The organism is Streptomyces sp. NPDC028635 (genome assembly GCF_040637635.1).
In the GTDB taxonomy this organism is placed as follows: domain Bacteria; phylum Actinomycetota; class Actinomycetes; order Streptomycetales; family Streptomycetaceae; genus Streptomyces.
Genome location: NZ_JBEZWX010000006.1, coordinates 125,316 through 150,254 on the forward strand (window position 1 = coordinate 125,316; position 24,939 = coordinate 150,254).

Genomic DNA, 24,939 nt, shown 5'->3' on the forward strand with positions numbered 1-24,939 from the left:
TGGTGCGTCAGGGTGCCCGGAGGTCCACGAGTGCGGCCAGCGCCTCGCGGTGCGCCCCGGCCGTGCCGTAGGCGATCGCGTCGGCCTTGGCCCGCTTGAGGTACAGGTGGACGGGGTGTTCCCAGGTCATGCCGATGCCGCCGTGCAGTTGCAGCGCCTCCTCGGCGGCGTGCACGGCCACGGGCGCCGCGTACGCCTGCGCGACGGCGACCGCCACGTCGACGTCCGTGTCGGTCGCGAGGGCGTCGGCGGCACCTCGGGCGGCCGCCCGGAGGTTGACGACTTCCAGCCACAGCTGGGCGAGGCGGTGCTTGAGCGCCTGGAAGCCGCCGACGGGCCGGTTGAACTGCTTGCGCTCCTTGAGATGGCGCACCGTCTCGGTCAGCGTCCATTCGGCGAGGCCCAGTTGCTCGGAGGCGAGCAGCCCGGCCGCGGCACGCAGGGCCCGTCGTACGGCGGGCCCGGCGTCGCCGACACGTCGGCCGGGGGCGCCGTCCAGCCGTACCGTCGCCACCGGACGGGTCAGGTCCAGCGACACCTGGGCGGTGACGGTGGCGGCGTCCGCGGCCACGGCGTACAGCGCGCCGTCCTCGCCCGGCACGAGCAGGACGTCGGCGGCAACAGCGTCGGCGATGCCCGTCAGCTCGCCGTGCAGCAGCCCGTCCCGCACGCTTACGGCGGGGAAGGCGGCGCCCGGCGCGAGGTGCAGGCCGACGGCGAGGGCACCGATGGTGCGGCCGGAGGCCAGGGCGCCGAGCAGTTCCGCGTCACCGCAGGCCAGCAGCGCCTCGGTGGCGACGACGGCGCTGGTCAGGTACGGCACCGGCGCGACGGCGCGGCCCAGCTCTTCCAGCACGACGGCGGCTTCGCGGTGTGAGGCGCCCTGGCCGCCCTGCTCCTCGGGCACCAGCAGCCCGGCCAGGCCCATGGACTCGGCGAGGGACTTCCACAGGGCGCGGTCGTGCGGGGTGTCGCTCTCCACACGGGCGAGCACGTCGGCCGGGGCGCAGTGGTCGGTGAGCAGGTCCCGGACGGCGGCCCGCAGCGCCTCTTCCTCCTCGGAGTACAGCAGGTCGGGCTGTGTGCTCATCGGGACAGGTCCTTCCAGGCGACGTCCTTGTCGGTGCGCGGCTCGGAGGGCAGCCCGAGGACGCGCTCGGCGACGATGTTGAGCAGGACCTCGCTGGTCCCGCCCTCGATGCTGTTGCCCTTGGAGCGCAGATAGCGGTACCCGGCGTCCCGGCCGGTGAAGTCGACCAGCTCGGGGCGGCGCAGGGTCCAGTCGTCGTACAACAGGCCCTCCGGCCCGCGCAGTTCGACCTCCAGGCCGCTGATCTCCTGGTTGAGCCGGGCGAAGGCGAGCTTCATGCCGGCGCCCTCGGGGCCGGGCTGGCCGGCGACGAGCTGCTGGCGCAGGCGTTCGGCGGTGAGGCGGGAGACCTCGGCCTCGACCCACAGCTTCAGCAGCCGCTGATGCAGGTCGTGGGTGCGCAGTTCGGGGCGTTCACGCCAGGTCGTCGCGGCCTTGCCGATCATGCCGCCCTCGCGGGGCAGTGCCATGCCGCCGATGGCCACCCGCTCGTTGTTGAGCGTGGTCTGCGCGACCCGCCAGCCCTCGCCGACCTCGCCGATGCGGTGCGCGTCGGGGATGCGGACGTCGGTGAGGAAGACCTCGTTGAACTCGGCCTCACCGGTGATCTGGCGCAGCGGCCGGACGTCGACACCGGGGTCGGTCATGTCGCAGGCGAAGTAGGTGATGCCGGCGTGCTTGGGCACGTCCGGATCGGTGCGGGCGATCAGGATGGCCCAGCGGGCGTTGTGCGCGCCGGACGTCCACACCTTCTGCCCGTTGACGACCCACTGTCCTCCGGAGGGGCCCCCGTCCTCGCGTACGGCGCGGGTGCCGAGTGCGGCCAGGTCGGAGCCGGCGCCGGGCTCGCTGAACAGCTGGCACCAGACCTCCTCGCCGGTCCACAGGGGCCTCAGGAATCGCCGCTTCTGCTCCTCGGTGCCGTACTTGAGGATCGTCGGCGCGGCCATGCCGAGGCCGATGCCGTTGCGGCGCGGGTCGTTGTCCGGGGCGCCCGCGGCGGCCAGCTCGGCGTCCACCACGCCCTGCAGGGAGCGCGGGGCCCCGAGGCCACCGAGGCCCTCGGGGTAGTGGACCCAGGCGAGACCGGCGTCGAAGCGGGCGCGCAGGAAGTCCAGGCGGTCCGTCGTCGCGGGCGGGTGCGCGTCCAGCAGGTCGCGGGTACGGCGGCGCAGTTCCTCGGCGTCGGTCATGCCGCTCCCTCCGTCACCACGGCGATCCGGCCGGTGCTGCGGCCGTCCGCCACCTTCTGCACGCCCGCCGCGGCCTCGGCGAGCGGCACCCGCTCACTGACCAGCGGCTTGATCGCGCCCCGGGCGGCCAGCTCGGTGAGCTGCTCGTGGCACTGCTGGACGAGCTTGGGGTTCTTGGTGTTGTACAGGCCCCAGTGCAGGCCGAGGATCGAGTAGTTCTTCACCAGCGCGTGGTTGAGACCGGGGCTGGGAATCGTGCCGCTCGCGAAGCCGACCACGACGATCCGGCCCTCGAAGGCGACGACCTTGGTGGACTGGGTGTAGGCCTCGCCGCCGACCGGGTCGTAGATCACGTCGGCGCCGCGGCCACCGGTGGCCGCCTTGACGGCGGCGACGACGTCCTCGGCGCGGCGGTCGATCACCACGTCGCAGCCCAGCTCCCGGGCGACGGCGGCCTTCTCGGCGCCGCCCACGACACCGATGACGGTGGCGCCGGCGGCCTTGCCGAGCTGCACGGCCGCGCTGCCCACCCCGCCCGCGGCGGCGTGCACGAGCAGGGTCTCACCGGCCTGGAGGGCGGCCCGGCGGTGCAGGCCGAACCAGCCGGTCTGGTAGCCGATGTGCAGGGCGGCCGCCTCCGCGTCGTCCAGCGCGTCGGGCGCCGGCAGCAGGGCGGCGGCGTCCGCGACGGCGTACTCGGCGAAACCGCCGTACGGCAGGGCCGGGTTGGCGATGACGCGGCGGCCGTCGTCCGTCTCGCCGCAGATCTCCACGCCCGGCGTGAACGGCAGCGGCGGCCGGATCTGGTACTGGCCCCGGCACAGCAGGGCGTCCGGGAAGTTGATGTTCGCGGCACGCACCCTGAGCAGGACCTGGCCCTCGCCGGGCGTGGGGCGCTCGACGTCAGCCAGGCGCATCACCTCGCTCGGCTCACCGTTCTCGTGCACCTGCCATGCCTGCATGCGGGGCCTCCACAAGACTGCGTCGTCCGACGGGTTCACCGCATACTAAGCGGTCGCTTGCCGTTCAGGGAACAGTCGCGTGCGTCACCCCCGCTTCGGCCGCGCCCGGACGTGCATCCGCTCGCCCTGCGGGCCGAAGAGGCTGAGGAACTCCACCGGCCCCTCCCCCGTCGAACCGAACCAGTGCGGCACCCGGGTGTCGAACTCGGCGGCCTCCCCCGGCGTGAGCACGACGTCGTGCTCACCCAGCACCAGGCGCAGCTTCCCGGAGAGCACGAACAGCCACTCGTAGCCCTCGTGCGTGCGCGGTTCGGGCTGCTCGGCGCGCTGCGGCTCGACCATCTTGTAGGCCTGGAGCCCGCCCGGCTGCCGGCTCAGCGGGTAGAGCGTCCGGCCGCCGCGGGTGATCGGCTTCGCCCGTACCCGGGGGTCGCCGACCGGCGGTGCGCCGACCAGCTGGTCCAGCGGGACCTGGTGCGCCTGCGCGATCGGCAGCAGCAGCTCCAGGCTGGGCCGGCGCAGGCCGGACTCCAGCCGGGACAGCGTGGAGACCGAGATGCCGGTCGCCTCCGAGAGCGCCGCCAGCGTCACCTCCCGCTCCTTGCGGATCCTGCGCAGTCTCGGGCCGACGCCCGCGAGAACCTCGTCCGTCGTCATGCCTCCATTGTGGCTTGCCGAACCGGCAAAGACGTTTGTCGTTTCCGGATCGTCCGGGTCACTGTCGGGGCCGGAGGTGGTCACCATGACCGAGACAGTCACCGGGAACGGGATGGCCGAGGCGTACGACGTGGTCGTCGTCGGCGGCGGCGCGGCCGGGCTGTCCGCCGCGCTGGTGCTGGGCCGGGCCCGGCGCCGCACGCTCGTCGTCGACGCGGGCGAGCCGCGCAACGCGCCCGCCGCGCACATGCAGGGCTTCCTGTCCCGGGACGGGATGCCGCCCGCCGAGTTCCTGGCCGTCGGCCGTGAGGAGATCGCCCGGTACGGCGTCGAGCTGGTCCGGGAGCGGGCGGTGGACGCGACGCGTGAGGAGGGCGGGTTCGCCGTACGGCTGGCGAGCGGGCGCAGGGTCCGGGCCCGGCACCTGGTGGTGGCGACGGGTCTGCGGGACGAGCTGCCGGACGTTCCCGGCGTCGCCGGGCGCTGGGGGCGGGACGTGCTGCACTGCCCGTACTGCCACGGCTGGGAGGTGCGCGACCAGCCGTTCGGCGTGCTGGCGACGAGTGCGCTGAGCGCTCACCAGGCGTTGATGGTGTCCCAGTGGTCCAAGGACGTGACCCTCTTCCTGCACCGGGTGGCCGAGGAGGAGCTGTCCGCCGACGACGTGCGCCGGCTGGCGGCGGCCGGGGTGACGGTGGTGCCGGGCGAGGTGGCGGAGCTGGTGGTCGGCGACGACCGGCTGACGGGCGTGCGGCTCGTGGGCGGTGCCGTGTACGAACGGTCGGTGCTCTTCGTGGCGCCGCGCGCGGTGCCGCGCACGGATCTGCTCCGGCGGCTGGGGGCCGAGCTGCGGGAGACACCGTTCGGCTGCTATCCGGTGATCGACGAGCGCGGTCTGACGACGGTTCCGGGCGTGTGGGCGGCCGGGAACGCGTCCGGCTTCGCCGAGCAGGTGATCAACGCGGCGAGCCGTGGGTACCGGGCGGGCGCGGCGATCAACGGGGAACTCCTGTTCGCGGACCTGGACGCGGTGGCGGTCGTGGCGTGAGACCGGCGCGGAGTTCCCGCGGCGCCGGGCTGTCGTTCGGGGGCGGGTTGCGTGGTGGCCGGTCGCGCCGTTCCCCGCGGCCCCGGTTCTGCCCGCGGCGGCCCGTCACCGGCGGGTGGCGGGCCGCGGTCTCGCCCACGGCCGGTTTCCGGGTCGGGGCCGGGTCGGGGAGGCGCCGATCGGTGCCTGTCCGGCAGGTTCCCAGGTGTGAGCCGGCCCTCCCCGGTGCACCATGACTGCATGCTGCTGCACCGGCTCGCCCAGGTGTCCCAGGAGGTTGCCGCCACGGCCGCGCGGTCGCGGAAGACCGCGTTGCTGGCCGGGCTGTTCCGGGACGCGGAGGCGGCGGACGTGCCGATCGTCATCCCCTACCTCGCCGGGCGGTTGCCGCAGGGGCGGCTCGGGATCGGCTGGAAGGTGCTGAGCCGGGCCGTCGAACCGGCCGCCGAGCCCAGCCTGACCGTGCGCGAGGTCGACGCTCGGCTCAGCGAGCTGGGCAAGGTGTCCGGGGCCGGATCGCAGGCCGAGCGTGCCCGGCTGGTCGGGGAGCTGATGGGCGCGGCCACCGAGGACGAGCAGCGCTTCCTGATCGGGCTGCTCACCGGCGAGGTCCGTCAGGGCGCCCTCGACGCGCTCGCCGTGGAGGGACTGGCGGAGGCGACGGGCGCGCCGGCGGCGGACGTGCGGCGGGCGGTGATGCTGGCCGGGTCGCTGCAGACGGTCGCCGAGGCGCTGCTGACCGAAGGTCCGGGCGCGCTGGAGCGGTTCCGGCTGACCGTCGGCCGTCCGGTGCACCCGATGCTCGCGCACACCGCGTCGTCGGTCGCCGAGGCGGTCGGCAAGCTGGGCGCCTGCGCCGTCGAGGAGAAACTGGACGGCATCCGGGTGCAGGTGCACCGCGACGGCGACGACGTACGGCTGTACACCCGCACCCTCGACGACATCACCGACCGGCTGCCTGAGCTGACACGGGCGGCGCGGGAGCTGCGCGGCGAGCGGTTCGTGCTCGACGGGGAGGTCATCGCCTTCGACGCGGACGGCCGGCCGCGCTCCTTCCAGGAGATCGCCGGGCGCGTCGGTTCCCGCGTGGACGTGGCGACGGCCGCCGGTGCGGTGCCCGTCTCCCCCGTCTTCTTCGACGTGCTCGCGGTGGACGGCCGCGATCTGCTGGACCTTCCGTTCGCCGAACGGCACGCGGAGCTGGCGCGGCTGGTGCCCGAGCCGATGCGGGTGCGGCGGACCCTGGCACGGGGGGACGAGGACGTCGCGGAAGCGGAAGCCTTCCTCGCCGAGACCCTGGAGCGCGGTCACGAGGGCGTCGTCGTCAAGGCTCTCGACGCCCCCTACAGCGCGGGACGGCGCGGCGCCTCCTGGCTGAAGGTCAAGCCCGTGCACACCCTGGACCTGGTCGTACTGGCCGCCGAGTGGGGTCATGGCCGCCGCACCGGCAAGCTGTCCAACCTGCACCTCGGCGCCCGCACCGCCGACGGCGGCTTCGCGATGCTCGGCAAGACGTTCAAGGGCATGACCGACGCGATGCTCGCCTGGCAGACCGAGCGGCTGACGGAGCTGGCCGTGGAGCACAAGGGCTGGGGTGTGACCGTACGCCCCGAACTCGTCGTCGAGATCGCCTACGACGGCCTGCAGCGCTCCACCCGCTACCCGGCCGGCGTCACGCTCCGCTTCGCCCGCGTGCTGCGCTACCGCGAGGACAAACGCCCCGAGGACGCCGACACCGTCGACACCCTGCTCGCCGCCCACCCGCAGGTGCACCCGTGACGGCGAGGCACAGCGCGGGCCTGCTGCTCTTCCGCCGCTCGCCCGGCGGACTCCAGGTGCTGCTCGGGCACATGGGTGGCCCGTTCTTCGCGAAGAAGGACGCCGGCGCGTGGACCGTCGTCAAGGGCGAGTACGACCCCGACGAGCCCGCCTGGGACGCCGCGCGCCGCGAGTTCCTGGAGGAGCTGGGCATCGCCCCGCCCGACGGGGAGGCCGTTCCGCTCGGCGAGGTGCGGCAGAGCGGCGGGAAGGTCGTCACGGCGTGGGCGGTCGAGGCAGACCTCGATCCGGACGCCGTCACGCCCGGGACGTTCGTCATGGAGTGGCCGCCGCGCTCCGGGCGGACGCAGGAGTTCCCGGAGCTGGACCGGGTGGAGTGGTTCGGGCTGGAGCGGGCGCGCGAGGTGATCGTCCGCGCGCAGACGGCGTTTCTCGACCGCTTGGCGGAGCACTCGACCTGAGCAGATGCGTACGCGTTGCGGTCGCCCCGGCCGCGCGCGAAGGTCGAAGCACACCAGCTCCCAGGGAGGTCGGTCATGCCCATCGCAACGGTGAATCCTGCGAACGGTGAGACGCTCAAGACGTACGAGGCCATGGACGAGGAGGAGATCGAGCGCCGGCTCCAGCTCGCCGAGGCCACCTTCCGCACCTATCGCACCACCTCTTTCGCCGACCGTGCCCGCCTGCTGACCAAGGCCGCCGACCTCCTGGACGCCGACCAGCAGGACGCCGGTCGCATGCTGACCACGGAGATGGGCAAGCCGGTCAAGCAGGCCCGCGCGGAGGTCGCCAAGTGCGCGAAGGCGATGCGCTGGTACGCCGAGCACGCGGAGTCCCTCCTCGCCGACGAGGAGCCCGGGGAGACGGACGTGAAGGACTCCGGGGCGACGCGCGTGCGGGTGCGCTACCGGCCGCTGGGTCCGGTGCTGGCGGTGATGCCGTGGAACTTCCCGCTGTGGCAGGTGGTGCGCTTCGCGGCGCCCGCGCTGATGGCGGGCAACGTCGGACTGCTCAAGCACGCCTCGAACGTCCCCCAGACGGCCCTGTACCTGGAGGACCTTTTCCACCGGGCCGGCTTCCCGGAAGGCTGCTTCCAGACGCTGCTGATCGGTTCCGCGCAGGTCGACGACGTCCTGCGGGACGAACGGGTCAGGGCGGCGACGCTGACCGGCAGCGAGCCGGCGGGCCGGGCGGTCGCCTCCACCGCCGGCGAGATGATCAAGAAGACGGTGCTGGAGCTGGGCGGCAGCGACCCCTACGTCGTGATGCCGTCCGCCGATCTGGACCGGGCGGCCGAGGTCGCCGTCACCGCGCGGGTGCAGAACAACGGCCAGTCCTGCATCGCCGCCAAGCGGTTCATCGTGCACACGGACGTCTACGACGCGTTCGCGGAGAAGTTCGTCGCCGCCATGCAGACGCTGAAGGTGGGCGACCCGATGGACGAGGACACCGACGTGGGGCCGCTGGCCAGCGAACAGGGCCGGTCCGACCTGGAGGAACTGGTCGACGACGCCACCCGCAGCGGGGCGAGCGCGCTGTGCGGCGGTCATCGGCTGCGCCGGCCCGAGCTGCCCGGCTGGTACTACCCGCCGACCGTGCTCGCCGGGGTGACCCGGGAGATGCGCATCCACCGCGAGGAGGCGTTCGGGCCGGTCGCCACGCTGTACCGGGCGAGCGACCTGGACGAGGCGGTCCTGATCGCCAACGACTCACCGTTCGGGCTGAGTTCGAACGTGTGGACGCGCGACGAGTCCGACGTCGACCGGTTCGTCCGGGACCTGGAGGCGGGCAGCGTGTTCGTCAACGGCATGACGGCCTCGCACCCGGCGTTCCCGTTCGGCGGGATCAAACGATCGGGGTACGGGCGTGAGCTGTCCGGGCACGGAATCCGCGAGTTCTGCAACATCACCACCGTGTGGCAGGGTGCGTGAGGCTACGATCCCGGATGTGAACCGCGAAGTGACTCTGCCTCTGATCGTCGACGACCGCGGGAACCTCCAGGTGACCGCCGCCGACGTGAGCAAACTGCTCCGCACGGTCGGCACGCGGTGGGTGCGGCTCGTGGAGGCCGGGGAGAGCGGGCTGGACGAGGACACGGTGGCGGCGCTGACGATCGAGCTGGCGAAGCTCGCCGATCGCATCGACGTGGCGTGCATCGCACACAGCAGCGGCGCGCCGTAAGGATTCCTCCCGTCGGCCGGGCCGGTCAGGCCGGCTGTCCGAGCGCCGTCCAGAACATCGCCTCGTACGCCTGGAGCAGCCGGCCGTGGCGCTGTGCCCGGTCGGGGTCCAGGCGCCCCGCGGCCAGCCCGGCCCGCACGGCGGCCTCGGCCCGCCGGTCCAGATCCGGAGCCGGCGCGGCGAAGAAGTCGAAGAAGCCGCACGCCTCGTCCCCGAAGCCGTAATGCCGCCGCAGCCCCTCGGCGATGGCCGCGCAGTAGCCGCCCCACGCCGAGAAGTTGGCGCTCAGCGCCAGCACCGCGTCGGCCGGCTCGGCGTTGAGCGCGAGCCAGGCCACGTAGGCGGGGTAGGCCTGGCAGCCGGGCCTGGGCCGGTACGCGGCCGATCGTGCCGGGTCCACGCCGCACGCCTCGGCGAACGCCGGGAGCCGCTGCCCGGCCAGGGCCTCGCCGTCGGCGAGCAGCCCGAAGAAGGCCGCGGACTCGGGATCGTCCGCCGCGCGTCCGGCCAGATGACCGAAGGCGCGGCGGTCGGCGGGGACCACCAGGGCCTGCTCCAGGGCGAGCGCGGCCAGGGTGTCGCGGCCGGCCTCGCCGCGGGCGATCAGCGGCACCAGCGCGTTGGACGCCCGGTCGGGGGCGAGCGCGCGCGTGGTGGTCTCCAGCAGGTCCCGGGCGGTGCTGGTCATGGCGTCCTTTCCCGAGGGCTCGCGAGGGAGCCGCTCAGCTGCACGAGTAGCTGACGGGCGGGATCCAGCGCTTGCCGTCACCGGGTGTGCCCGGGGTGGGGTGGTAGGACAGCGGGGCCAGCAGCGTTCCGGCCTGGGCCTCGTTGCGGGTGCCGCGCCACAGGTCGACGATCTGCCAGGGCTGCCCGTCGAGGACCGTGACGGTACGGGGCTGGCCGCCGCAGGACGTGCCGTTGATGACACGGCGGCCGTAGACGGGGGCGCCCCAGCCGACGTTGCCGGGCGCGGTCCATCCGGAGTACAGGGACGGCGCGGTGGCGTAGCTGGTGGGGGTGCCGGCGCAGTAGCCGCAGCCCTGGTCGGAGTAGGTGAGCACGTACGTGCGGTGGGCGGCGTTCCAGAAGCCGCCGGGGCCTTCGATGTGGGTGAGGCCGGCGACGCCCTGGACGCCGACGCCGGTGCCGCCGTCGCCCCGGGTGTTGAGTTCCTCGATGTTGAGGGCGGTCTCCCCCGGCATCGTGCACACGATCGCCGGGCGGGTCCCGGCCCGTTCGATGATGCCGAAATCCCCGTTGCCGGCGCAGACGTCGAGCACCGGCTTGGTGTAGGTGCCGTTCGCGGCGGCCGGGCCGCAGGGACCGGCCGGGCCGGCGCAGGTCATGACGTTGTACGCGTTGACCTTGTACTGGGTGTGGTGGCGCGGCGCGTTGAACCACAGCAGGAAGGCGCCGTCGTTCAGGCCCCAGCCGGTGCGCTGGATCATGCGCGGGTTGAAGCAGCCCTGCCCGGTCCCGCCGCACGTGGCCTGCCAGCTGCGCTTGGCGTACGGGTCCTCGGAGTCGGGGGCGAACAGCGGCTTGGGCGCGCTCCACGGGCCCTGCGGGCGGCTCGCCGTGGAGACGCCGAACCCGCACCAGGGCGTGTTGTTCACGTACCACTCGAAGCCGCAGGCGTACATCGAGCCGTACATGTAGTACCGGTTGCCGAAGCGTTTGACGGTGGCGTCGTGCAGGTCGAGGCCCTCGATCACGAAGGGGCGGGGGGCGGCTGCACCGGCGAGCGCCGGGGAACCGGCGCCGAGGAGCGCGGCGGCGGCGAGGATGACCGTGGCCAGGATGGCGCGGACACGAGCGGGCACGCCTGACCTCCTTTCGGGAGGCCCGACCCTACCGGCGGAGATCACTGACTGATCGTCATGAACCGGCAACTGCACCCGTTCCAGCGATGGGCCCGGACCTGAGTGGCCAGGGACCCGGAAACCGGGAGAGCCCCCCGGCGGTGTGCCGAGGGGCTGTCGAGGGGCGCGCGGTGACGGGTGGTCAGCGGATCGGCATCCCGGCGAGGGTGCGGGCGATGACCAGGCGCTGGATCTCGCTGGTGCCTTCGAAGATCGTGTAGATCGCGCTGTCGCGGTGCATGCGCTCCACCGGGTACTCCCGGGTGTAGCCGTTGCCGCCGAGGATCTGGATGGCCTGGGCGGTGACCTTCTTGGCGGTCTCGCTGGCGAACAGCTTGGACATGGAGCCCTCGGCCGCGGTGAAGGGCTTGCCGTTGACCGCCATCCAGGAGGCGCGCCACACCAGCAGGCGGGCGGCGTCGATCCGGGTCCGCATGTCGGCGAGCTGGAAGGCGACGCCCTGGTTGTCGATGATCGGGCGGCCGAACTGCTCGCGGGTCTTCGCGTAGTCGAGGGCGACCTCGTAGGCGGCGCGGGCGGTGCCGACGGCCATGGCGCCCACGGCCGGGCGGGACGCCTCGAAGGTGGCCATGGCCGCGTTCTTCACGCGCTCGCCGCCCTGCTTGGCCCTCTCCCGGGCCCGGGCCAGGCGCTCGTCCAGCTTCTCCTTGCCGCCGAGCAGGCAGGAGCCGGGCACGCGCACGTTGTCGAGGATGACCTCGGCGGTGTGCGAGGCGCGGATGCCGTGCTTCTTGAACTTCTGGCCCTGGGCGAGGCCCGGGGTGCCCGGCGGGACGATGAAGGACGCGTGGCCCTTGGAGCCCAGGTCCGGGTCGACGACGGCGACGACGACGTGGACGTTGGCGATGCCGCCGTTGGTCGCCCAGGTCTTCGTGCCGTTGATCACCCACTCGTCCTTGGCCTCGTCGTAGACCGCCCGGGTGCGCATCGAGGCGACGTCGGAACCGGCGTCGGGCTCGGAGGAGCAGAACGCGGCGACCTTGACGTCACTGGCGTCGCCGTACATCTGCGGGATCCAGGTGCCGATCTGCTCCTCCGTGCCGTTGGCGAGGACGCCCACGGCGGCGAGGCCGGTGCCGACGATCGACAGGGCGATGCCGGCGTCGCCCCAGAACAGCTCCTCCATGGCCATGGGGATGCCGAGGCCGGTGGGGTCGAAGTACTGCTGGGCGTAGAAGTCGAGGGAGTAAATGCCGACCTTGGCGGCCTCCTGGATGACCGGCCAGGGAGTCTCCTCACGCTCGTCCCATTCGGCGGCCGCGGGGCGGATCACGTCGGCGGCGAAGCCGTGGAGCCAGTCCCGGACCTCCTTCTGTTCGTCGTTGAGCTCCATGGTGAACTCGGCCATGTCCCCTCCAGCGGCGGCGCACGTGCGTGTTACTTGCGGTAACCGGAGTCTGTTACCGGCGGGTAGGAAAAGTCAACTCCCGATGACTCCTCGGCAGCCCGTTCGAGGGGATGCGCGCGGACAGTGTTAGTTTGCGCAGGCGTCACCGATTCAGGACGGGTGGGGAGAGCACATGGACACCACGCAGCGGACCGAGCAGCAGCGGTCCGCCGACCGCCGGCGGCGGGAGCTGCTGGAGGCAGCCGACCGGGTGGTGCTGCGCGACGGGCCCCAGGCCTCGATGAACGCCATCGCCGCCGAGGCCGGGATCACCAAGCCCATTCTCTACCGCCACTTCGGCGACAAGGGCGGCCTGTACGCGGCGCTGGCCAAGCGGCACACGGACGCCCTCCTCGACTCGCTGCGGGCGGCCCTGGACGCCCCGGCCGAGCGCCGGGAGCGCGTGGAGTCCACCCTCGACACCTATCTGGCGGCGATCGAGGCCCGCCCGCAGGTGTACCGGTTCCTGATGCATCCGGCGGAGGGCGGCGGCGCCCAGGGCGACCAGGGCTTCGACGTCGGCAAGCACTCGGCGCCCCTGCTGCGGCGGATGGGCGAGGAGCTGGCCCAGGTCATCGAGGAGCGCGTCGACCTCGGTCCGGACAGCCGGCAGCTCTCCCGGGTCTGGGGCCACGGCATCGTCGGCATGATGCACGCGGCCGGCGACTGGTGGCTCGGCGAACGCCCCTGCGACCGGCGGCAGTTGGTCCGCTCCCTGGCCGACCTGCTGTGGGGCCGGCTGGCGGCGGCGGGGGACAAGGCGGGCGGGCCCGGCTTCTGACGACGCCGGAGGAACGACCCGTCGGCGATGCCGGAGGAACCGCCCGTCAGCGGTGCCAGGGGGCACGGGCCACCTGGCGCATCAGCCTGCGCTTGCGCCACCCTGTCAGGTGGTCGGCGTAGAGCGTTCCCTCCAGGTGGTCCACCTCGTGCTGCAGACACCGGGCGAAGAAGCCCGTCCCGTGCACGGTGACCGGCTCCCCGGTCACCGTGAACCCCTCGACCACCGCGTGGTCGTACCGTTCCACCCCCGCCTCGAGACCCGGCAGGGACAGACACCCCTCCGGGCCGCGCAGCGCGATCCCGTCGGCCTCGACCAGCCGCGGGTTCACCACATGTCCCAGATGCCGGACATCGTCGTCGTCCGGGCAGTCGTACACGAAGACCGTGAGGTCCTCCCCGACCTGGTTCGCGGCCAGTCCCACCCCCCGCGCCGCGTACATCGTGGCGAACAAGTCCTCCACCAGGGCCGCCAGTTCCGGGCCGAAGCCGGTGACCTCCCGGCACGGCCGGCGCAGAACCGGGTCCGAGAGCAGGGTCAGGGGCCGGACGCGCCCGCGGGCGCCCGGGATCGAGCCGTGTCGCATGGCGGAAAGGGTACGGTCACCGGTAGCCCCCGCCCGCCGCGCAGGTGTGGGCCGTGGTTCGGGAGTGCGAATGGATCTCGATAGGCTGATGCACACACCACGTGGCCGTCAGGCTTCAAAGGCTTCGAGGCGCGGCGCGTACGCAAGGAGGATCGAGAACTGATGGCAGGCAACTCGGACCCGCTCACGCCGCGGGCCAAGCTGGCCGTGACCGCGGGCAAGGCGGTCGCGGCGGCATCGCGCGCAGCGGGGCGCGGCAGCGGTTCGGTGATCGGCGGCCGGGTCGCTCTCAGGCTCGACCCCGACCTGCTCGCCAAGCTCGCCCAGAACCTGGACGTGATCCTTGTCTCGGCGACCAACGGCAAGACCACGACCACCCGGCTGATCGCCGAGGCGCTGCGCGCGGCCGGTCCGGTCGTCTCCAACGCGCTCGGCGCGAACATGCCGGCCGGCATCACCTCCGCCCTCGCCGGCGGTTCGGACGCCCGGTACGCCGTGATCGAGGTCGACGAGAAGTACCTCGCGGGCGTCGCCCGGGACACCGAGCCCAAGTGCATCGCGCTGCTCAACCTCTCCCGCGACCAGCTGGACCGCGCGGCCGAGACCCGGATGCTCGCGGAGAACTGGCGCGAGGGGCTGGCCGGCACCAAGGCCGTCGTCGTCGCGAACTGCGACGACCCGCTGGTGGTGTGGGCCGCGTCCTCCTCCCCCAACGTGATCTGGGTCGCGGCCGGGCAGATGTGGAAGGACGACGCCTGGTCCTGCCCGTCCTGCGGCGGTGTGATGCAGCGTCCCGGCGACGACTGGTTCTGCGGCGAGTGCGGCTTCCGCCGCCCCGCGCCCAGCTGGGCCCTGCACGGCGAGCACGTGCTCGACCCGCACGGCTCCGCCTGGCCGATCCATCTGCAGCTGCCCGGACGCGCCAACAAGGCCAACGCCGCTTCCTCCGCGGCCGTCGCCGCCGTGTTCGGGGTGCCGCCGCAGGTGGCGCTGGAGCGCATGTACCAGGTGCAGGCGGTCGCCGGACGCTACGACGTGGTCCAGTTCGAGGGCCGCGACCTGCGACTGCTGCTGGCGAAGAACCCGGCCGGCTGGCTGGAGACGTTCTCGCTGATCGACCCGCCGCCGACCCCGGTGATCCTGTCCGTGAACGCCCGCGGCGCCGACGGCACCGACACCTCCTGGCTGTGGGACGTCGACTACACGCGGCTGACGGGCCACCCGATCGTCGTGATCGGCGACCGGCGCCTGGACCTCGCGGTGCGCCTGGAGGTGGCCAACCAGCAGTTCCAGGTCTGCGACAACCTCGACCAGGCCGTGCAGCTGTGCCCGCCGGGCCGGATCGAGGTCATCGCCAACTACACCGCCTTCCAGGACCTGCGCCGCCGCGTCGGCAACTGAGAGTTCAGGGGACTTTTGTGAGCGACAACAGCCTGCGGGTCGTGTGGGTCTACCCCGACCTGCTCTCCACCTACGGCGACCAGGGCAACGTTCTCGTCGTCGAGCGCCGGGCGCGCCAGCGCGGCCTGGACGTGGCCCGGCTCGACGTGCGCAGCGACCAGCCGATCCCGACCTCCGGCGACATCTACCTGGTCGGCGGCGGCGAGGACCGCCCGCAGCGGCTCGCGGCCGAGCGGCTGCGCCGCGACGGCGGGCTGACCCGGGCCGTGGACAACGGCGCGATCGTGTTCTCGGTCTGCGCCGGTTACCAGATCCTCGGCCACGAGTTCATCAACGACCTCGGCCAGCGCGAGCCGGGCCTCGGCCTGCTCGACGTGGTCTCGGTACGCGGCGAGGGCGCGCGGTGCGTCGGCGACGTGCTCGGCGACATCGATCCGCAGCTCGGCCTGCCGCAGCTGACGGGCTTCGAGAACCACCAGGGCGTCACGCACCTCGGCCCCACCGCCCGCGCCCTCGCGCAGGTCCGCTTCGGCAACGGCAACGGCACGGGCGACGGCACGGAGGGCGCGTACAACGGCACCGTCTTCGGTACGTACATGCACGGGCCGGTGCTGGCGCGCAACCCGCTCATCGCCGACCTGCTGCTGAAGCTGGCGCTCGACGTCAACGCGCTGCCGCCGGTCGACGACCGCTGGTACGAGGCGCTGCGCGGCGAGCGCATCGCGGCGGCGCAGCAGCCCGCGTAGCCCGCGTGCGACACCCCGGCTTCGGCCGGGGTTCACCAGCCCGTCTGACGCCTCGTCCGCACAGGTGAGCGGGGCGTTCCAGCAGGCGGACGCGTGGTGCTCGCCCGCCCCCCTGAGCCGCTAGGGTGGCGGGGATCGAGCCGGACAGCGCGGTCCGGTCCAGCCCTGGTGGAGAAGGTTGTTTCGGGCTATGCGCATTGGTGTCCTCACGTCCGGCGGTGACTGCCCCGGTCTGAACGCCGTCATCCGGTCCGTCGTGCACCGCGCCGTCGCCGATCACGGCGACGAGGTCATCGGTTTCCGGGACGGCTGGAAGGGCCTCCTGGAGTGCGACTACCTCAAGCTGGATCTTGACGCGGTGGGCGGCATCCTCGCCCGCGGCGGCACCATCCTCGGCTCCTCCCGGGTCCAGCCCTCGCATCTGCGCGACGGTGTGGAGCGGGCGAAGGGGCATGTCGCCGAGCTGGGCCTCGACGCGATCATCCCGATCGGCGGCGAGGGCACGCTCAAGGCGGCGCGGCTGATGTCCGACAGCGGGCTGCCCATCGTCGGCGTGCCGAAGACCATCGACAACGACATCGCTGTCACGGACGTCACGTTCGGCTTCGACACGGCGGTCGGCGTGGCGACGGAGGCGTTGGACCGGCTGAAGACCACCGCCGAGTCGCACCAGCGGGTGCTGGTGGTGGAGGTCATGGGCCGTCACACCGGGTGGATCGCCCTGCACTCCGGCATGGCGGCCGGCGCGCACGCGATCGTCGTCCCGGAGCGCCCCTTCGACATCGAGGAGTTGACGGCGCGGGTCGGCGAGCGGTTCGACGCGGGCAAGCGGTTCGCGATCGTCGTCGCGGCGGAGGGCGCCAAGCCCAGGGCCGGCTCCATGGACTTCGACGAGGGCGGCAAGGACATCTACGGGCACGAGCGGTTCGCCGGCATCGCCCGTCAGCTGTCGGTCGAGCTGGAGCGGCGGCTCGGCAAGGAGGCGCGGCCGGTGATCCTCGGGCATGTGCAGCGGGGCGGGACGCCGACGGCGTACGACCGGGTGCTGGCCACGCGTTTCGGGTGGCACGCGGTGGAGGCGGTGCACGCGGGGCGCTTCGGGCAGATGACGGCGCTGCGCGGTACCGACATCGTGATGGTGCCGCTGGCCGAGGCCGTGGAGACGCTGAAGACGGTGCCGGAGGGCCGGTACGCCGAGGCGGAGTGCGTTCTGTAGGACAACGGCTTTCCCGACCCCGGTCACGAGCGTGGCCGGGGTCCGCCGTACCCTGAGAGCCGACTCAAAGCGCACAACCCCCCACGAATCAGGAGCCGGCGGATGGAGCACAGCGGGCACGGCATGGTCATGGATCTGCCGCCGTTCACGCTGGGACGTGGTCTTCAGTGGTCGGCGGACCCCTTCTTCCTCGTGGCCTGCCTGCTCGGGCTGGCGCTGTACGGCTGGGGAGTCCTGCGGCTGAAGCGGCGCGGCGACGCCTGGCCCGTGAGCCGCACCGTGTCGTACGTGCTGGGTGTGCTCACCGTCGGCCTGGTGATGTGCACCAAGCTGAACGACTACGGCATGGTCATGTTCTCCGTGCACATGGTGCAGCACATGGTGATCAGCATGCTGTCGCCGATCCTCGTCCTGCTCGGCGCGCCGATCACCCTGGCCCTGCGCGCGCTGCCGACGGCCGGGCGGGGCCGCAAGGGGCCCCGTGAGCTGCTGCTGATGCTGCTGCACAGCCGGTACATGCGGATCATCACGCACCCGGCGTTCACGATCCCGCTGTTCATCGCCAGCCTGTACGCGCTGTACTTCTCGCCCCTGTTCGACTTCCTGATGGGCTCCAAGACGGGGCACGTCGCGATGATGGTGCACTTCCTCGCGGTCGGCGTGGTGTTCTTCTGGCCGATCATCGGCGTGGACCCCGGTCCGCACCGGCCGGGGCACCTGATGCGGATGCTGGAGCTGTTCGCCGGCATGCCGTTCCACGCGTTCTTCGGCATCGCGCTGATGATGGCGTCGGCGCCGATGGTGGAGACCTTCAAGAACCCGCCGGCCTCGCTCGGCATCGACGCCCTGTCGGACCAGAACGCGGCGGGCGGGATCGCCTGGGCGTTCAGCGAGATCCCCTCCGTGCTGGTGCTGATCGCGCTGCTGTTCCAGTGGTACGGCTCCGAGCAGCGGCAGGCCCGCCGCACGGACCGCGCCGCCGACCGGGACGGCGACAAGGAGCTGGAGGCGTACAACGCCTATCTGGCGTCGCTCAGCACGCGCACCGACTGACGCGAGCCGGACCGTGCGCACCGACTGACGCGAGCCGGACTGTGCGCACCGATCTGATCGGTGCAGCGCCGGGCACCGTTGCGCCGATCGGGGGCACCATTGAGGGGAGCCGACCTCGAGGAGGGTGTCGCGATGCCCGGTTCCGTTCCTGGTTCCACGCCCGGTTCCACCAAGGCCATGGGGGCCGTCACCCTCGGCGGGCTGGTCGTCGTGACGGCGTACACGGTGGCCCTCGGGAGCAACGGCTGGCTGTGGTTCGGCTGGGTCGTGCTGGGCCTGATCACCCTGGGCATGGCCGCCACCCGCACCACCTGAGCGCCCTCCGGCGGCGCACCCCCGGCCGCTTGGCACCCGCTGGATACAGTGCGGACATGAACAGCAGGCCCACCCCGTTCGACGACCTCGACCGGAAGATCATCACCGCGCTGATGGACAACGCGCGCACGAGCTTCGCCGAGATCGGCGCGGCCGTCGGGCTGTCGGCGACGGCGGTGAAACGGCGTGTGGACCGGCTGCGCGAGACCGGGGTGATCACCGGGTTCACGGCGACGGTGAAGCCGTCGGCGCTGGGCTGGCGCACGGAGGCGTACGTCGAGGTGTACTGCGAGGGCGCGGCCCCGCCGCGGCGGCTGGCGGAGGTGGTGCGCAACCACCCGGAGATCACGGCGGCCATGACGGTGACCGGCGGGGCGGACGCCCTGCTGCACGTGCGGGCCCGCGACGTGGAGCACTTCGAGGAGGTGCTGGAGCGGATCCGTACGGAGCCGTTCATCCGCAAGACGATCAGCGTGATGGTGCTGTCCCATCTCATCCCGGAGTCTCCCGAAGCGGGCGCCAGCCAGGTCGCCCCGGACGGCGCAGCAGACGTGCGCTGAGCGGCTCCACAACGCAGTGATCCTGCGTGAACACGCAGCCGTTGTTGCTTGTCGGCCGTCCGCGTCAGTTTCTACCTTGGTGTCAACCCTCAGTCGACACCCAGGAAGCGGAGGGACCCCTCTGTGACCGACAGCCGTGTGCCGCGCCGGCGGCGCTTTCTCGTCTGCGAACCCAGACACTTCGCCGTGCAGTACGCGATCAACCCCTGGATGCATCCCGACACACCCGTCGACGTCGACCTCGCCCAGCGGCAGTGGCAGGACCTGATCGGCGCCTACCTCGCCCACGGGCACACCGTGGAGGCGGTCGCCCCAGTCCCCGGCCTGCCCGACATGGTCTTCGCCGCGAACTCCGCGGTCGTCGTCGGCGGCCGCGTCTTCGGCTCGCTCTTCCACGCGGCCGAGCGCCGCCCGGAGTCCACCCACTACGACACATGGTTCAAGACGGCCGGCTACGACGTGTACCGGCCCGAGAACGTCTGCGAGGGCGAGGGCGACCTCGTCTGGACCGGCCGCCACGTGCTGGCCGGCACCGGGTTCCGCACGACCCGGGAGGCGCATCGCGAGGTGCAGGAGTTCTTCGGGCACCCGGTGATCAGCCTGACGCTCGTGGACCCGCGCTTCTATCACCTGGACACGGCGTTGTTCGTGCTGGACGACGGTCCCGAGGACAACATCGCGTACTACCCGGAGGCGTTCTCGCCGGGCAGCCGTGAGGTGCTGCAGCGGCTGTACCCGGACGCGGTGCTCGCCACCGAGCAGGACGCCCTCGCCTTCGGTCTGAACTCCGTGTCCGACGGCCGCCACGTCTTCATCGCCCCGCAGGCCGAGACGCTCGCCGCCCGGCTGGACGAGCACGGCTATGTCCCCGTTCCCGTCGACCTGTCGGAGTTCCGCAAGGCAGGCGGCGGCATCAAGTGCTGCACCCAGGAGATCCGCTCATGAGCGCACCCGCCCGCGTCCGTACCTCCGCCGAGCTGATCGGCGCCGAGGAGCCCGTCCTCGCGCACAACTACCACCCGCTGCCCGTGGTCGTCGCCCGCGCCGAGGGCGCCTTCGTGGAGGACGTCGAGGGGCGCCGCTATCTCGACATGCTGGCCGGCTATTCGGCGCTCAACTTCGGTCACCGTCATCCGGCGCTGATCGAGGCCGCGCACCGGCAGCTGGACCGGCTGACGCTGACCTCCCGGGCCTTCCACAACGATCAGCTGGCGGAGTTCGCCGAGCGGCTCACGGCGCTGACCGGCCTGGACATGGTGCTGCCGATGAACACCGGCGCCGAGGCCGTGGAGAGTGGCATCAAGGTGGCCCGCAAGTGGGCGTACGACGTGAAGGGCGTCCCGGCCGACCGGGCCACGATCGTGGTCGCGGCGGAGAACTTCCATGGGCGGACGACGACGATCGTCGGGTTCTCCACGGACGAGACCGCCCGCGATGGTTTCGGGCCCTTCGCGCCGGGCTTCCGGATCGTGCCCTACAACAATCTCGCCGCGATCGAGGCGGCCGTGGACGAGACGACGGCGGCGGTGCTGATCGAGCCGATCCAGGGCGAGGCCGGGGTGATCATCCCGGACGACGGCTATCTGGCCGGCGTGCGGGAGCTGACCCGGCGGACGAACACCCTCTTCGTCGCGGACGAGATCCAGTCGGGCCTGGGCCGCACCGGCCGCACGCTCGCCGTGGAGCACGAGAACGTCATGCCCGACGTGCTGCTGCTCGGCAAGGCGCTCGGCGGCGGCATCGTGCCGGTGTCGGCGGTGGTGGCCACCCGTGAGGTGCTCGGGGTGCTGCATCCGGGTGAGCACGGCTCGACCTTCGGCGGCAACCCGCTCGCGGCGGCGGTCGGCACGGCCGTGATCGGGCTGCTGGAGTCCGGCGAGTTCCAGCGCCGGGCCGCCGAGCTCGGCGAGGTGCTGCGGGCGGGCCTGTCCGCGCTGGTCGGGCGCGGGGTGCTCGGCTTCCGCGCCCGCGGGCTGTGGGCCGGGGTCGACGTGGACCCGGCGATCGGCACCGGGCGCGAGATCAGCGAGCGGCTGATGCGGGAGGGGTTCCTGGTCAAGGACACCCACGGCTCCACGATCCGGCTGGCGCCGCCGCTGACGATCACCCGTGAGGAGCTGGACTCGGCGCTCGGCGCCCTGGAGAAGGTCCTCGCGCAGTGACGTGACCCGGCACGCGCGGTGACCTGGGCCCGACGCGCACGGTGACCGGGCCCGCCGGTGACCGGGCCCGCCGGTGTCGGGGGGTCGCCCGCTTCAGCGGGCGGCCCCTCGCCCGGCGGCACGGGCAGCCGTCCCCGTTCCTTCCGCAGTGGCCCCGGCACCCCCTTTCAGGCAGGGTGAAGGGGAACGGGGCGCGAGGTGGTGGACCACTGTCAGCGACGGAGAGGTCGCCCGTGGGTGCTGACGAGGAGCCGGACGTGGCCGGCCGGCGGTTCGACGTGGCGGATGCCGCGCCGGTGCTGCTCGACGCCCAGGGCCTCGTGACCGGGTGGACCCGCGGCGCCGAACGGCTGCTCGGATATGCGGCTCCGGAAGTGGTCGGCAAGCAGCTCGCCGACCTGCTGACCGGCGCGGACGCCGAGCGCGCACCCGAGGTGCTGGAGCACTGCCGGGTGGACGGCGGCTGGGCCGGGCTGCTCACCGCCCGCTGCAAGGGCGGCCCCGTGACCCGGCTCATGGTGCGCGTCACCGCCGCCGAGGAGTCCCGCGGCCCCTCCCGCTGGCTGGCCCTGCTGTCGGAGGTGTCGGGCCTCGGCTGGGACATGAGCCGCACGGTCCTGGAACAGATGGTCACCGGCTCCCCCATCGGCATCGCCATCGTGGACACCGATCTGCGCTTCGTGTGGTCGAACGAGGCGCTGGCCCGGTACGGCGGCCTCCCCGCCGAGCAGCGCCTCGGGCTGCGCCTGGCCGAGGCGCAGCCGGGCCTGGACGCGGCGGCGATCGAGGAACAGATGCGGCGCGTGCTGGCCACCGGCGAGCCGGTCACCGGCTACGAGCACGTCGGCAGCGTCCGCGCCGCCCCGCTGCGCGAGACCGCGCACATGATGTCGTTCACCCGGCTCGAGGACGAGCACGGCCGCCCGATGGGCGTGTACTACACGGTCGTCGACATCAGCGAGCGGCGCCGCGCCCAGCAGCGGCTCGCCCTGTTGGACCGGGCGGGCGAGCAGATCGGCCGCAGCCTCGACCTGATGCGCACGGCGCAGGAGCTGGCCGACGTGGCGGTGCCGGCGCTGGCCGACTTCGTCGCCGTGGACCTGCTGGAGGACGTGCTGCACGGCGGGGAACCGGCGAGCGCGCCGGCGCCCGGACAGGAGACGGTGACGCTGCGCCGGGCCGCGCACCGCTCGGTCTCCTCCCCGAATGCCCCCGAGGCCGTCGTCGAGATCGGGCACGTCGCCTCCTACCGGCCCGGTTCCGCGCCGGTGCGGTGCCTGGCGACGGGCCGCTCGTGGCGGGAGGAACGGCTCGACCCGGCCGACCGCCCGTGGGCGGCGGAGGCGCCCGGCAGCCGGGAGGCCACCTTCGGCGAGCTGGCGCTGCACAGCGGGATGGTGGTGCCGCTGCGCGCGCGGGGCGTCACCCTCGGCATCACGACGTTCTACCGGCGCTACCGCCCCGACTCCTTCGACACGGCCGACCTCAGCCTCGCGGAGGACTTCGTCTCCCGGGCCGCCGTCTGCCTCGACAACGCCCGCCGCTACACCCGCGAGCGTGACGCGGCCCTCGCCCTGCAGCGCAGCCTGCTCCCGCACCGGCTGCCCGAGCTGGACGCGGTGGACGTGGCCGCCTGCTACCGCCCGGCCGACGAGCTGACCGGGCTCGGCGGCGACTGGTACGACCTGATCCCGCTGTCCGGCGCCCGGGTGGCGCTGGTGGTGGGCGAGGTGCCCGGACACGGCATCGACGCGGCCGCCGCGATGGGCCGGCTGCGTACCGCCGTACGGACGCTGGCCGCGCTGGATCTGCGGCCGGAGGAGGTGCTGGCCCATCTCGACGACCTGGTGGCGCCGCACCCGGTCCGCGAGGAGGGCGGTGATGCGGGCATCGAGGCCGGGGACAGCGCGCAGTCCGTGGGGTCGGGCTGCGTCTACGTGGTGTACGACCCGGTGGACGGGCGGTGCGCGATGGCCGCCGCGGGGCATCCGGCACCGGCGGTGGTGCTGCCGGACGGCGCGGTGTACTTCGTCGATCTGCCGCAGGGGCCGCCGCTGGGGGCGGGCGGTCCGCCGTTCGAGTCGGTGGAGATGATGCTCCCCGAGGGCAGCACGCTGGTGTTGCACACGGACGGCCTGCTGACCGACGGCCGACGGGGTGCGGGGCGGGCCGACCGCGCCCGGCTGCGGCAGGCCCTGCGCGCGGCGGCGCCCTCCCTCGACGTACGCTGCCAGGCCCTGGTCGACGCGTTGGTGCCGACCCGCCCGCACGACGACGTGGCGCTGCTGATGGCCCGCACCAAGCGGCTGAGCGGGCGGCAGGTGGCCGGCTGGGAGCTGCCCCGCGATCCGGCGGCGGTCGCCGACGCGCGCCGCACGGCGTGCCGGCAGCTGGCGGACTGGGGCCTGGACGAGCTGGCGTTCACCACGGAACTGGTCGTGAGCGAGCTGGTCACCAACGCCATCCGGTACGCGGGGGGTCCGATCCGGCTGCGGCTGATCCGGGAGCGGACGCTGGTCTGCGAGGTCTTCGACGGCGGTGCCACCGCGCCGCATCTGCGGCATCCGCGCACCACGGACGAGGGCGGGCGGGGGCTGCTGCTGGTCTCGCAGCTCACGCAGCGCTGGGGCACCCGGTTCGTGCCCAATGGAAAGATCATCTGGGCCGAGCAGCCCCTGGCGGGTGCGGAGGCGTGACGTGCCGGACGCGATCGACTACAAGGCTGTCTTCCAGGCCCTGCCGGGAGCGGTGTCCATCCTGACGCCCGAGCTGTTGTTCGCCGACGCCAACCGGGAGTTCCTGCGCGGCGCCGGGCGTACCCGTGAGCAGGTCGTGGGCCGTCACCTGTTCGAGGTCTTCCCGGACAACCCCAACGACCCGTCGGCGAACGGGCAGCGCAATCTGGCCGCGTCGCTGCACCGGGTGCTCGCCACCGGTGAGCGCGACGCGATGGCGCTGCAACGGTACGACCTGGAGAGCACCGAACGGCCGGGCGAGTGGGACGAGCGCTACTGGAGCCCGGTCAACGCTCCGGTGTTCGGCCCGGACGGTGAGGTGGTGCTGCTCGTGCACCGGGTGGAGGAGGTCACGGAGCTGATCAGGGCGCGCGGCGGCAACGCGGGCAGCCGGGGCAGGGTGCTGGAGGCCGAGCTGTACAGCCGGGCCCGGGAGCTTCAGGCGCTCAACGAGCGGCTGAGGGACGCTCATGCCCGGGAGCGTGAGGTGGCGCTCGCGCTCCAGGAGGCGATGCTGCCGGCGCCGAGGCAGATCCAGCACCAGGGCACGGCGGTGCGCTACCGTCCGGCGGTCGGCGCGCTGAACGTGTGCGGGGACTGGTACGACCTCGTCGACCTGGTCGGCGGCCGTCGTCTCGGCGTCTCGGTGGGCGACGTGGTCGGCCACGGGCTGGAGGCGGCCGGAGTGATGGGGCAGCTGCGCAGCGCGCTGAGCGCCGCCTCCCGGGTCGCCGCGGGGCCGGCGCAGGCGCTGGACGTGCTGGGCCGGTACGCGGGCGTCGTGAACGGCGCGGAGTCGGCCACGGCGGTCACTACGTTCGTCGATTTCGACACCCGCACCATCACCTACAGCAGCGCCGGCCATCCTCCGCCGGTCCTCGTGCACGACGGCGGGCGGGTGGAGTTCCTCGACCGGGCCACCGATCCGCCGTTGGACGCCCGGCCCGACCCGGTGCCACGGGTCCAGGCCGCCACCACCTACACGGAGGGCGCCACGCTCGTGCTGTACACCGACGGGCTGATCGAGCGCCGCCGGGAGGACATCGACACCGGTCTGGGCCGCCTCGCCGAGAGCCTGCGCCGCCACCACGGGGACCCTCCGGACCGCCTCGCCGACGCGGTCCTGCTGGAATGCCTGCCGCGGGGCGGCGCCACCGACGACACGGCGCTGGTCATCGTGCGGCTGTGATCGTCCGTCCCC

The 24,939-nt window shown here is 72.9% G+C and carries 24 protein-coding genes; 16 read left to right on the forward strand and 8 right to left on the reverse strand.

The window, feature by feature from the left end:
* Positions 1-7: 7 nt before the first annotated feature.
* The 4 genes from AB0E88_RS09095 to AB0E88_RS09110 form a co-directional block, all read right to left on the reverse strand.
* Complete coding sequence (locus AB0E88_RS09095; RefSeq protein ID WP_361626283.1) at positions 8-1,090, reverse strand: acyl-CoA dehydrogenase family protein; 1,083 nt, start codon at positions 1,088-1,090, stop codon at positions 8-10.
* Positions 1,087-2,283, reverse strand: coding sequence for an acyl-CoA dehydrogenase family protein (locus AB0E88_RS09100; RefSeq protein ID WP_361626286.1), 1,197 nt, complete (start codon positions 2,281-2,283; stop codon positions 1,087-1,089). The genes AB0E88_RS09095 and AB0E88_RS09100 overlap by 4 nt, the downstream gene beginning before the upstream one ends.
* On the reverse strand, positions 2,280-3,245 hold the full coding sequence (locus AB0E88_RS09105) for an NADPH:quinone oxidoreductase family protein (protein ID WP_361626289.1): 966 nt from the start codon (positions 3,243-3,245) through the stop codon (positions 2,280-2,282). Before AB0E88_RS09105 ends, AB0E88_RS09100 begins: the two co-directional genes overlap by 4 nt.
* Before the next feature lie 84 nt (positions 3,246-3,329).
* Positions 3,330-3,902, reverse strand: a complete 573-nt coding sequence (locus AB0E88_RS09110) for an XRE family transcriptional regulator (protein WP_361626292.1) — start codon at positions 3,900-3,902, stop codon at positions 3,330-3,332.
* 85 nt (positions 3,903-3,987) lie between these two features.
* On the opposite strand from AB0E88_RS09110, the gene AB0E88_RS09115 reads away from it, so the two are divergent.
* The 5 genes from AB0E88_RS09115 (at position 3,988) to AB0E88_RS09135 (ending at position 8,910) form a co-directional block, all read left to right on the forward strand.
* Positions 3,988-4,950: an NAD(P)/FAD-dependent oxidoreductase gene (locus AB0E88_RS09115; RefSeq protein ID WP_361626295.1), complete on the forward strand. Its 963-nt coding sequence runs from the start codon at positions 3,988-3,990 to the stop codon at positions 4,948-4,950.
* A gap of 240 nt (positions 4,951-5,190) precedes the next feature.
* Positions 5,191-6,729 (forward strand): ATP-dependent DNA ligase, encoded by a 1,539-nt coding sequence (locus AB0E88_RS09120; protein WP_361626298.1) that lies wholly within the window; start codon positions 5,191-5,193, stop codon positions 6,727-6,729.
* Positions 6,726-7,190 (forward strand): NUDIX domain-containing protein, encoded by a 465-nt coding sequence (locus AB0E88_RS09125; RefSeq protein ID WP_361626301.1) that lies wholly within the window; start codon positions 6,726-6,728, stop codon positions 7,188-7,190. The genes AB0E88_RS09120 and AB0E88_RS09125 overlap by 4 nt, the downstream gene beginning before the upstream one ends.
* A gap of 75 nt (positions 7,191-7,265) precedes the next feature.
* Positions 7,266-8,660 carry an NADP-dependent succinic semialdehyde dehydrogenase gene (locus AB0E88_RS09130; RefSeq protein ID WP_361626304.1) on the forward strand — a complete coding sequence of 465 codons (1,395 nt, stop codon included), beginning with the start codon at positions 7,266-7,268 and terminating at the stop codon, positions 8,658-8,660.
* A 16-nt stretch (positions 8,661-8,676) separates the two neighbouring features.
* A complete protein-coding gene (locus AB0E88_RS09135) occupies positions 8,677-8,910 on the forward strand; it encodes a DUF6213 family protein (protein ID WP_361626307.1) in 234 nt (77 codons plus the stop codon).
* 25 nt (positions 8,911-8,935) lie between these two features.
* Here the strand turns inward: AB0E88_RS09135 and AB0E88_RS09140 are convergent, their stop codons facing one another.
* From AB0E88_RS09140 to AB0E88_RS09150, 3 genes are all read right to left on the reverse strand, one after another.
* Positions 8,936-9,598: a transcriptional regulator gene (locus AB0E88_RS09140; RefSeq protein ID WP_361626310.1), complete on the reverse strand. Its 663-nt coding sequence runs from the start codon at positions 9,596-9,598 to the stop codon at positions 8,936-8,938.
* 34 nt (positions 9,599-9,632) lie between these two features.
* Positions 9,633-10,736 carry a hypothetical protein gene (locus tag AB0E88_RS09145; RefSeq protein WP_361626313.1) on the reverse strand — a complete coding sequence of 368 codons (1,104 nt, stop codon included), beginning with the start codon at positions 10,734-10,736 and terminating at the stop codon, positions 9,633-9,635.
* Positions 10,737-10,917: 181 nt separating this feature from the next.
* Positions 10,918-12,144, reverse strand: a complete 1,227-nt coding sequence (locus tag AB0E88_RS09150) for an acyl-CoA dehydrogenase family protein (RefSeq protein ID WP_361626316.1) — start codon at positions 12,142-12,144, stop codon at positions 10,918-10,920.
* A gap of 172 nt (positions 12,145-12,316) precedes the next feature.
* On the opposite strand from AB0E88_RS09150, the gene AB0E88_RS09155 reads away from it, so the two are divergent.
* Complete coding sequence (locus tag AB0E88_RS09155) at positions 12,317-12,964, forward strand: TetR family transcriptional regulator (RefSeq protein ID WP_361626319.1); 648 nt, start codon at positions 12,317-12,319, stop codon at positions 12,962-12,964.
* A 46-nt stretch (positions 12,965-13,010) separates the two neighbouring features.
* On the opposite strand, the gene def is transcribed toward AB0E88_RS09155, so the two are convergent.
* Positions 13,011-13,550 carry a peptide deformylase gene (gene def / locus AB0E88_RS09160; protein WP_361626322.1) on the reverse strand — a complete coding sequence of 180 codons (540 nt, stop codon included), beginning with the start codon at positions 13,548-13,550 and terminating at the stop codon, positions 13,011-13,013.
* Between the two features lie 162 nt (positions 13,551-13,712).
* Here def and AB0E88_RS09165 point away from each other — a divergent pair, with 162 nt between their 5' ends.
* The 10 genes from AB0E88_RS09165 to AB0E88_RS09210 all read left to right on the forward strand — a co-directional run bounded on the left by AB0E88_RS09165 (position 13,713) and on the right by AB0E88_RS09210 (position 24,927).
* Positions 13,713-14,951 (forward strand): MurT ligase domain-containing protein, encoded by a 1,239-nt coding sequence (locus AB0E88_RS09165; RefSeq protein ID WP_361626325.1) that lies wholly within the window; start codon positions 13,713-13,715, stop codon positions 14,949-14,951.
* Positions 14,952-14,968: 17 nt separating this feature from the next.
* The gene (locus tag AB0E88_RS09170) at positions 14,969-15,697 is read left to right on the forward strand and encodes a glutamine amidotransferase (protein WP_361626328.1); all 729 of its coding nucleotides are present in this window, start codon (positions 14,969-14,971) and stop codon (positions 15,695-15,697) included.
* Between the two features lie 190 nt (positions 15,698-15,887).
* Entirely contained in the window at positions 15,888-16,913 is a 1,026-nt protein-coding gene (locus AB0E88_RS09175) for a 6-phosphofructokinase (protein WP_361626331.1), read from the forward strand.
* A gap of 102 nt (positions 16,914-17,015) precedes the next feature.
* Positions 17,016-17,966, forward strand: coding sequence for a cytochrome c oxidase assembly protein (locus AB0E88_RS09180; protein WP_361626334.1), 951 nt, complete (start codon positions 17,016-17,018; stop codon positions 17,964-17,966).
* 132 nt (positions 17,967-18,098) lie between these two features.
* Positions 18,099-18,281, forward strand: a complete 183-nt coding sequence (locus tag AB0E88_RS09185) for a hypothetical protein (protein ID WP_361626337.1) — start codon at positions 18,099-18,101, stop codon at positions 18,279-18,281.
* A gap of 56 nt (positions 18,282-18,337) precedes the next feature.
* On the forward strand, positions 18,338-18,841 hold the full coding sequence (locus AB0E88_RS09190) for an Lrp/AsnC family transcriptional regulator (protein ID WP_361626340.1): 504 nt from the start codon (positions 18,338-18,340) through the stop codon (positions 18,839-18,841).
* Between the two features lie 123 nt (positions 18,842-18,964).
* Entirely contained in the window at positions 18,965-19,786 is an 822-nt protein-coding gene (gene ddaH, locus AB0E88_RS09195) for a dimethylargininase (protein ID WP_361626343.1), read from the forward strand.
* Positions 19,783-21,003, forward strand: coding sequence for an ornithine--oxo-acid transaminase (rocD, locus tag AB0E88_RS09200; RefSeq protein ID WP_361626346.1), 1,221 nt, complete (start codon positions 19,783-19,785; stop codon positions 21,001-21,003). Before ddaH ends, rocD begins: the two co-directional genes overlap by 4 nt.
* Before the next feature lie 233 nt (positions 21,004-21,236).
* Positions 21,237-23,699: a SpoIIE family protein phosphatase gene (locus AB0E88_RS09205; protein ID WP_361626349.1), complete on the forward strand. Its 2,463-nt coding sequence runs from the start codon at positions 21,237-21,239 to the stop codon at positions 23,697-23,699.
* 1 nt (position 23,700) lies between these two features.
* A complete protein-coding gene (locus AB0E88_RS09210; RefSeq protein ID WP_361626352.1) occupies positions 23,701-24,927 on the forward strand; it encodes a SpoIIE family protein phosphatase in 1,227 nt (408 codons plus the stop codon).
* Positions 24,928-24,939: the final 12 nt, after the last annotated feature.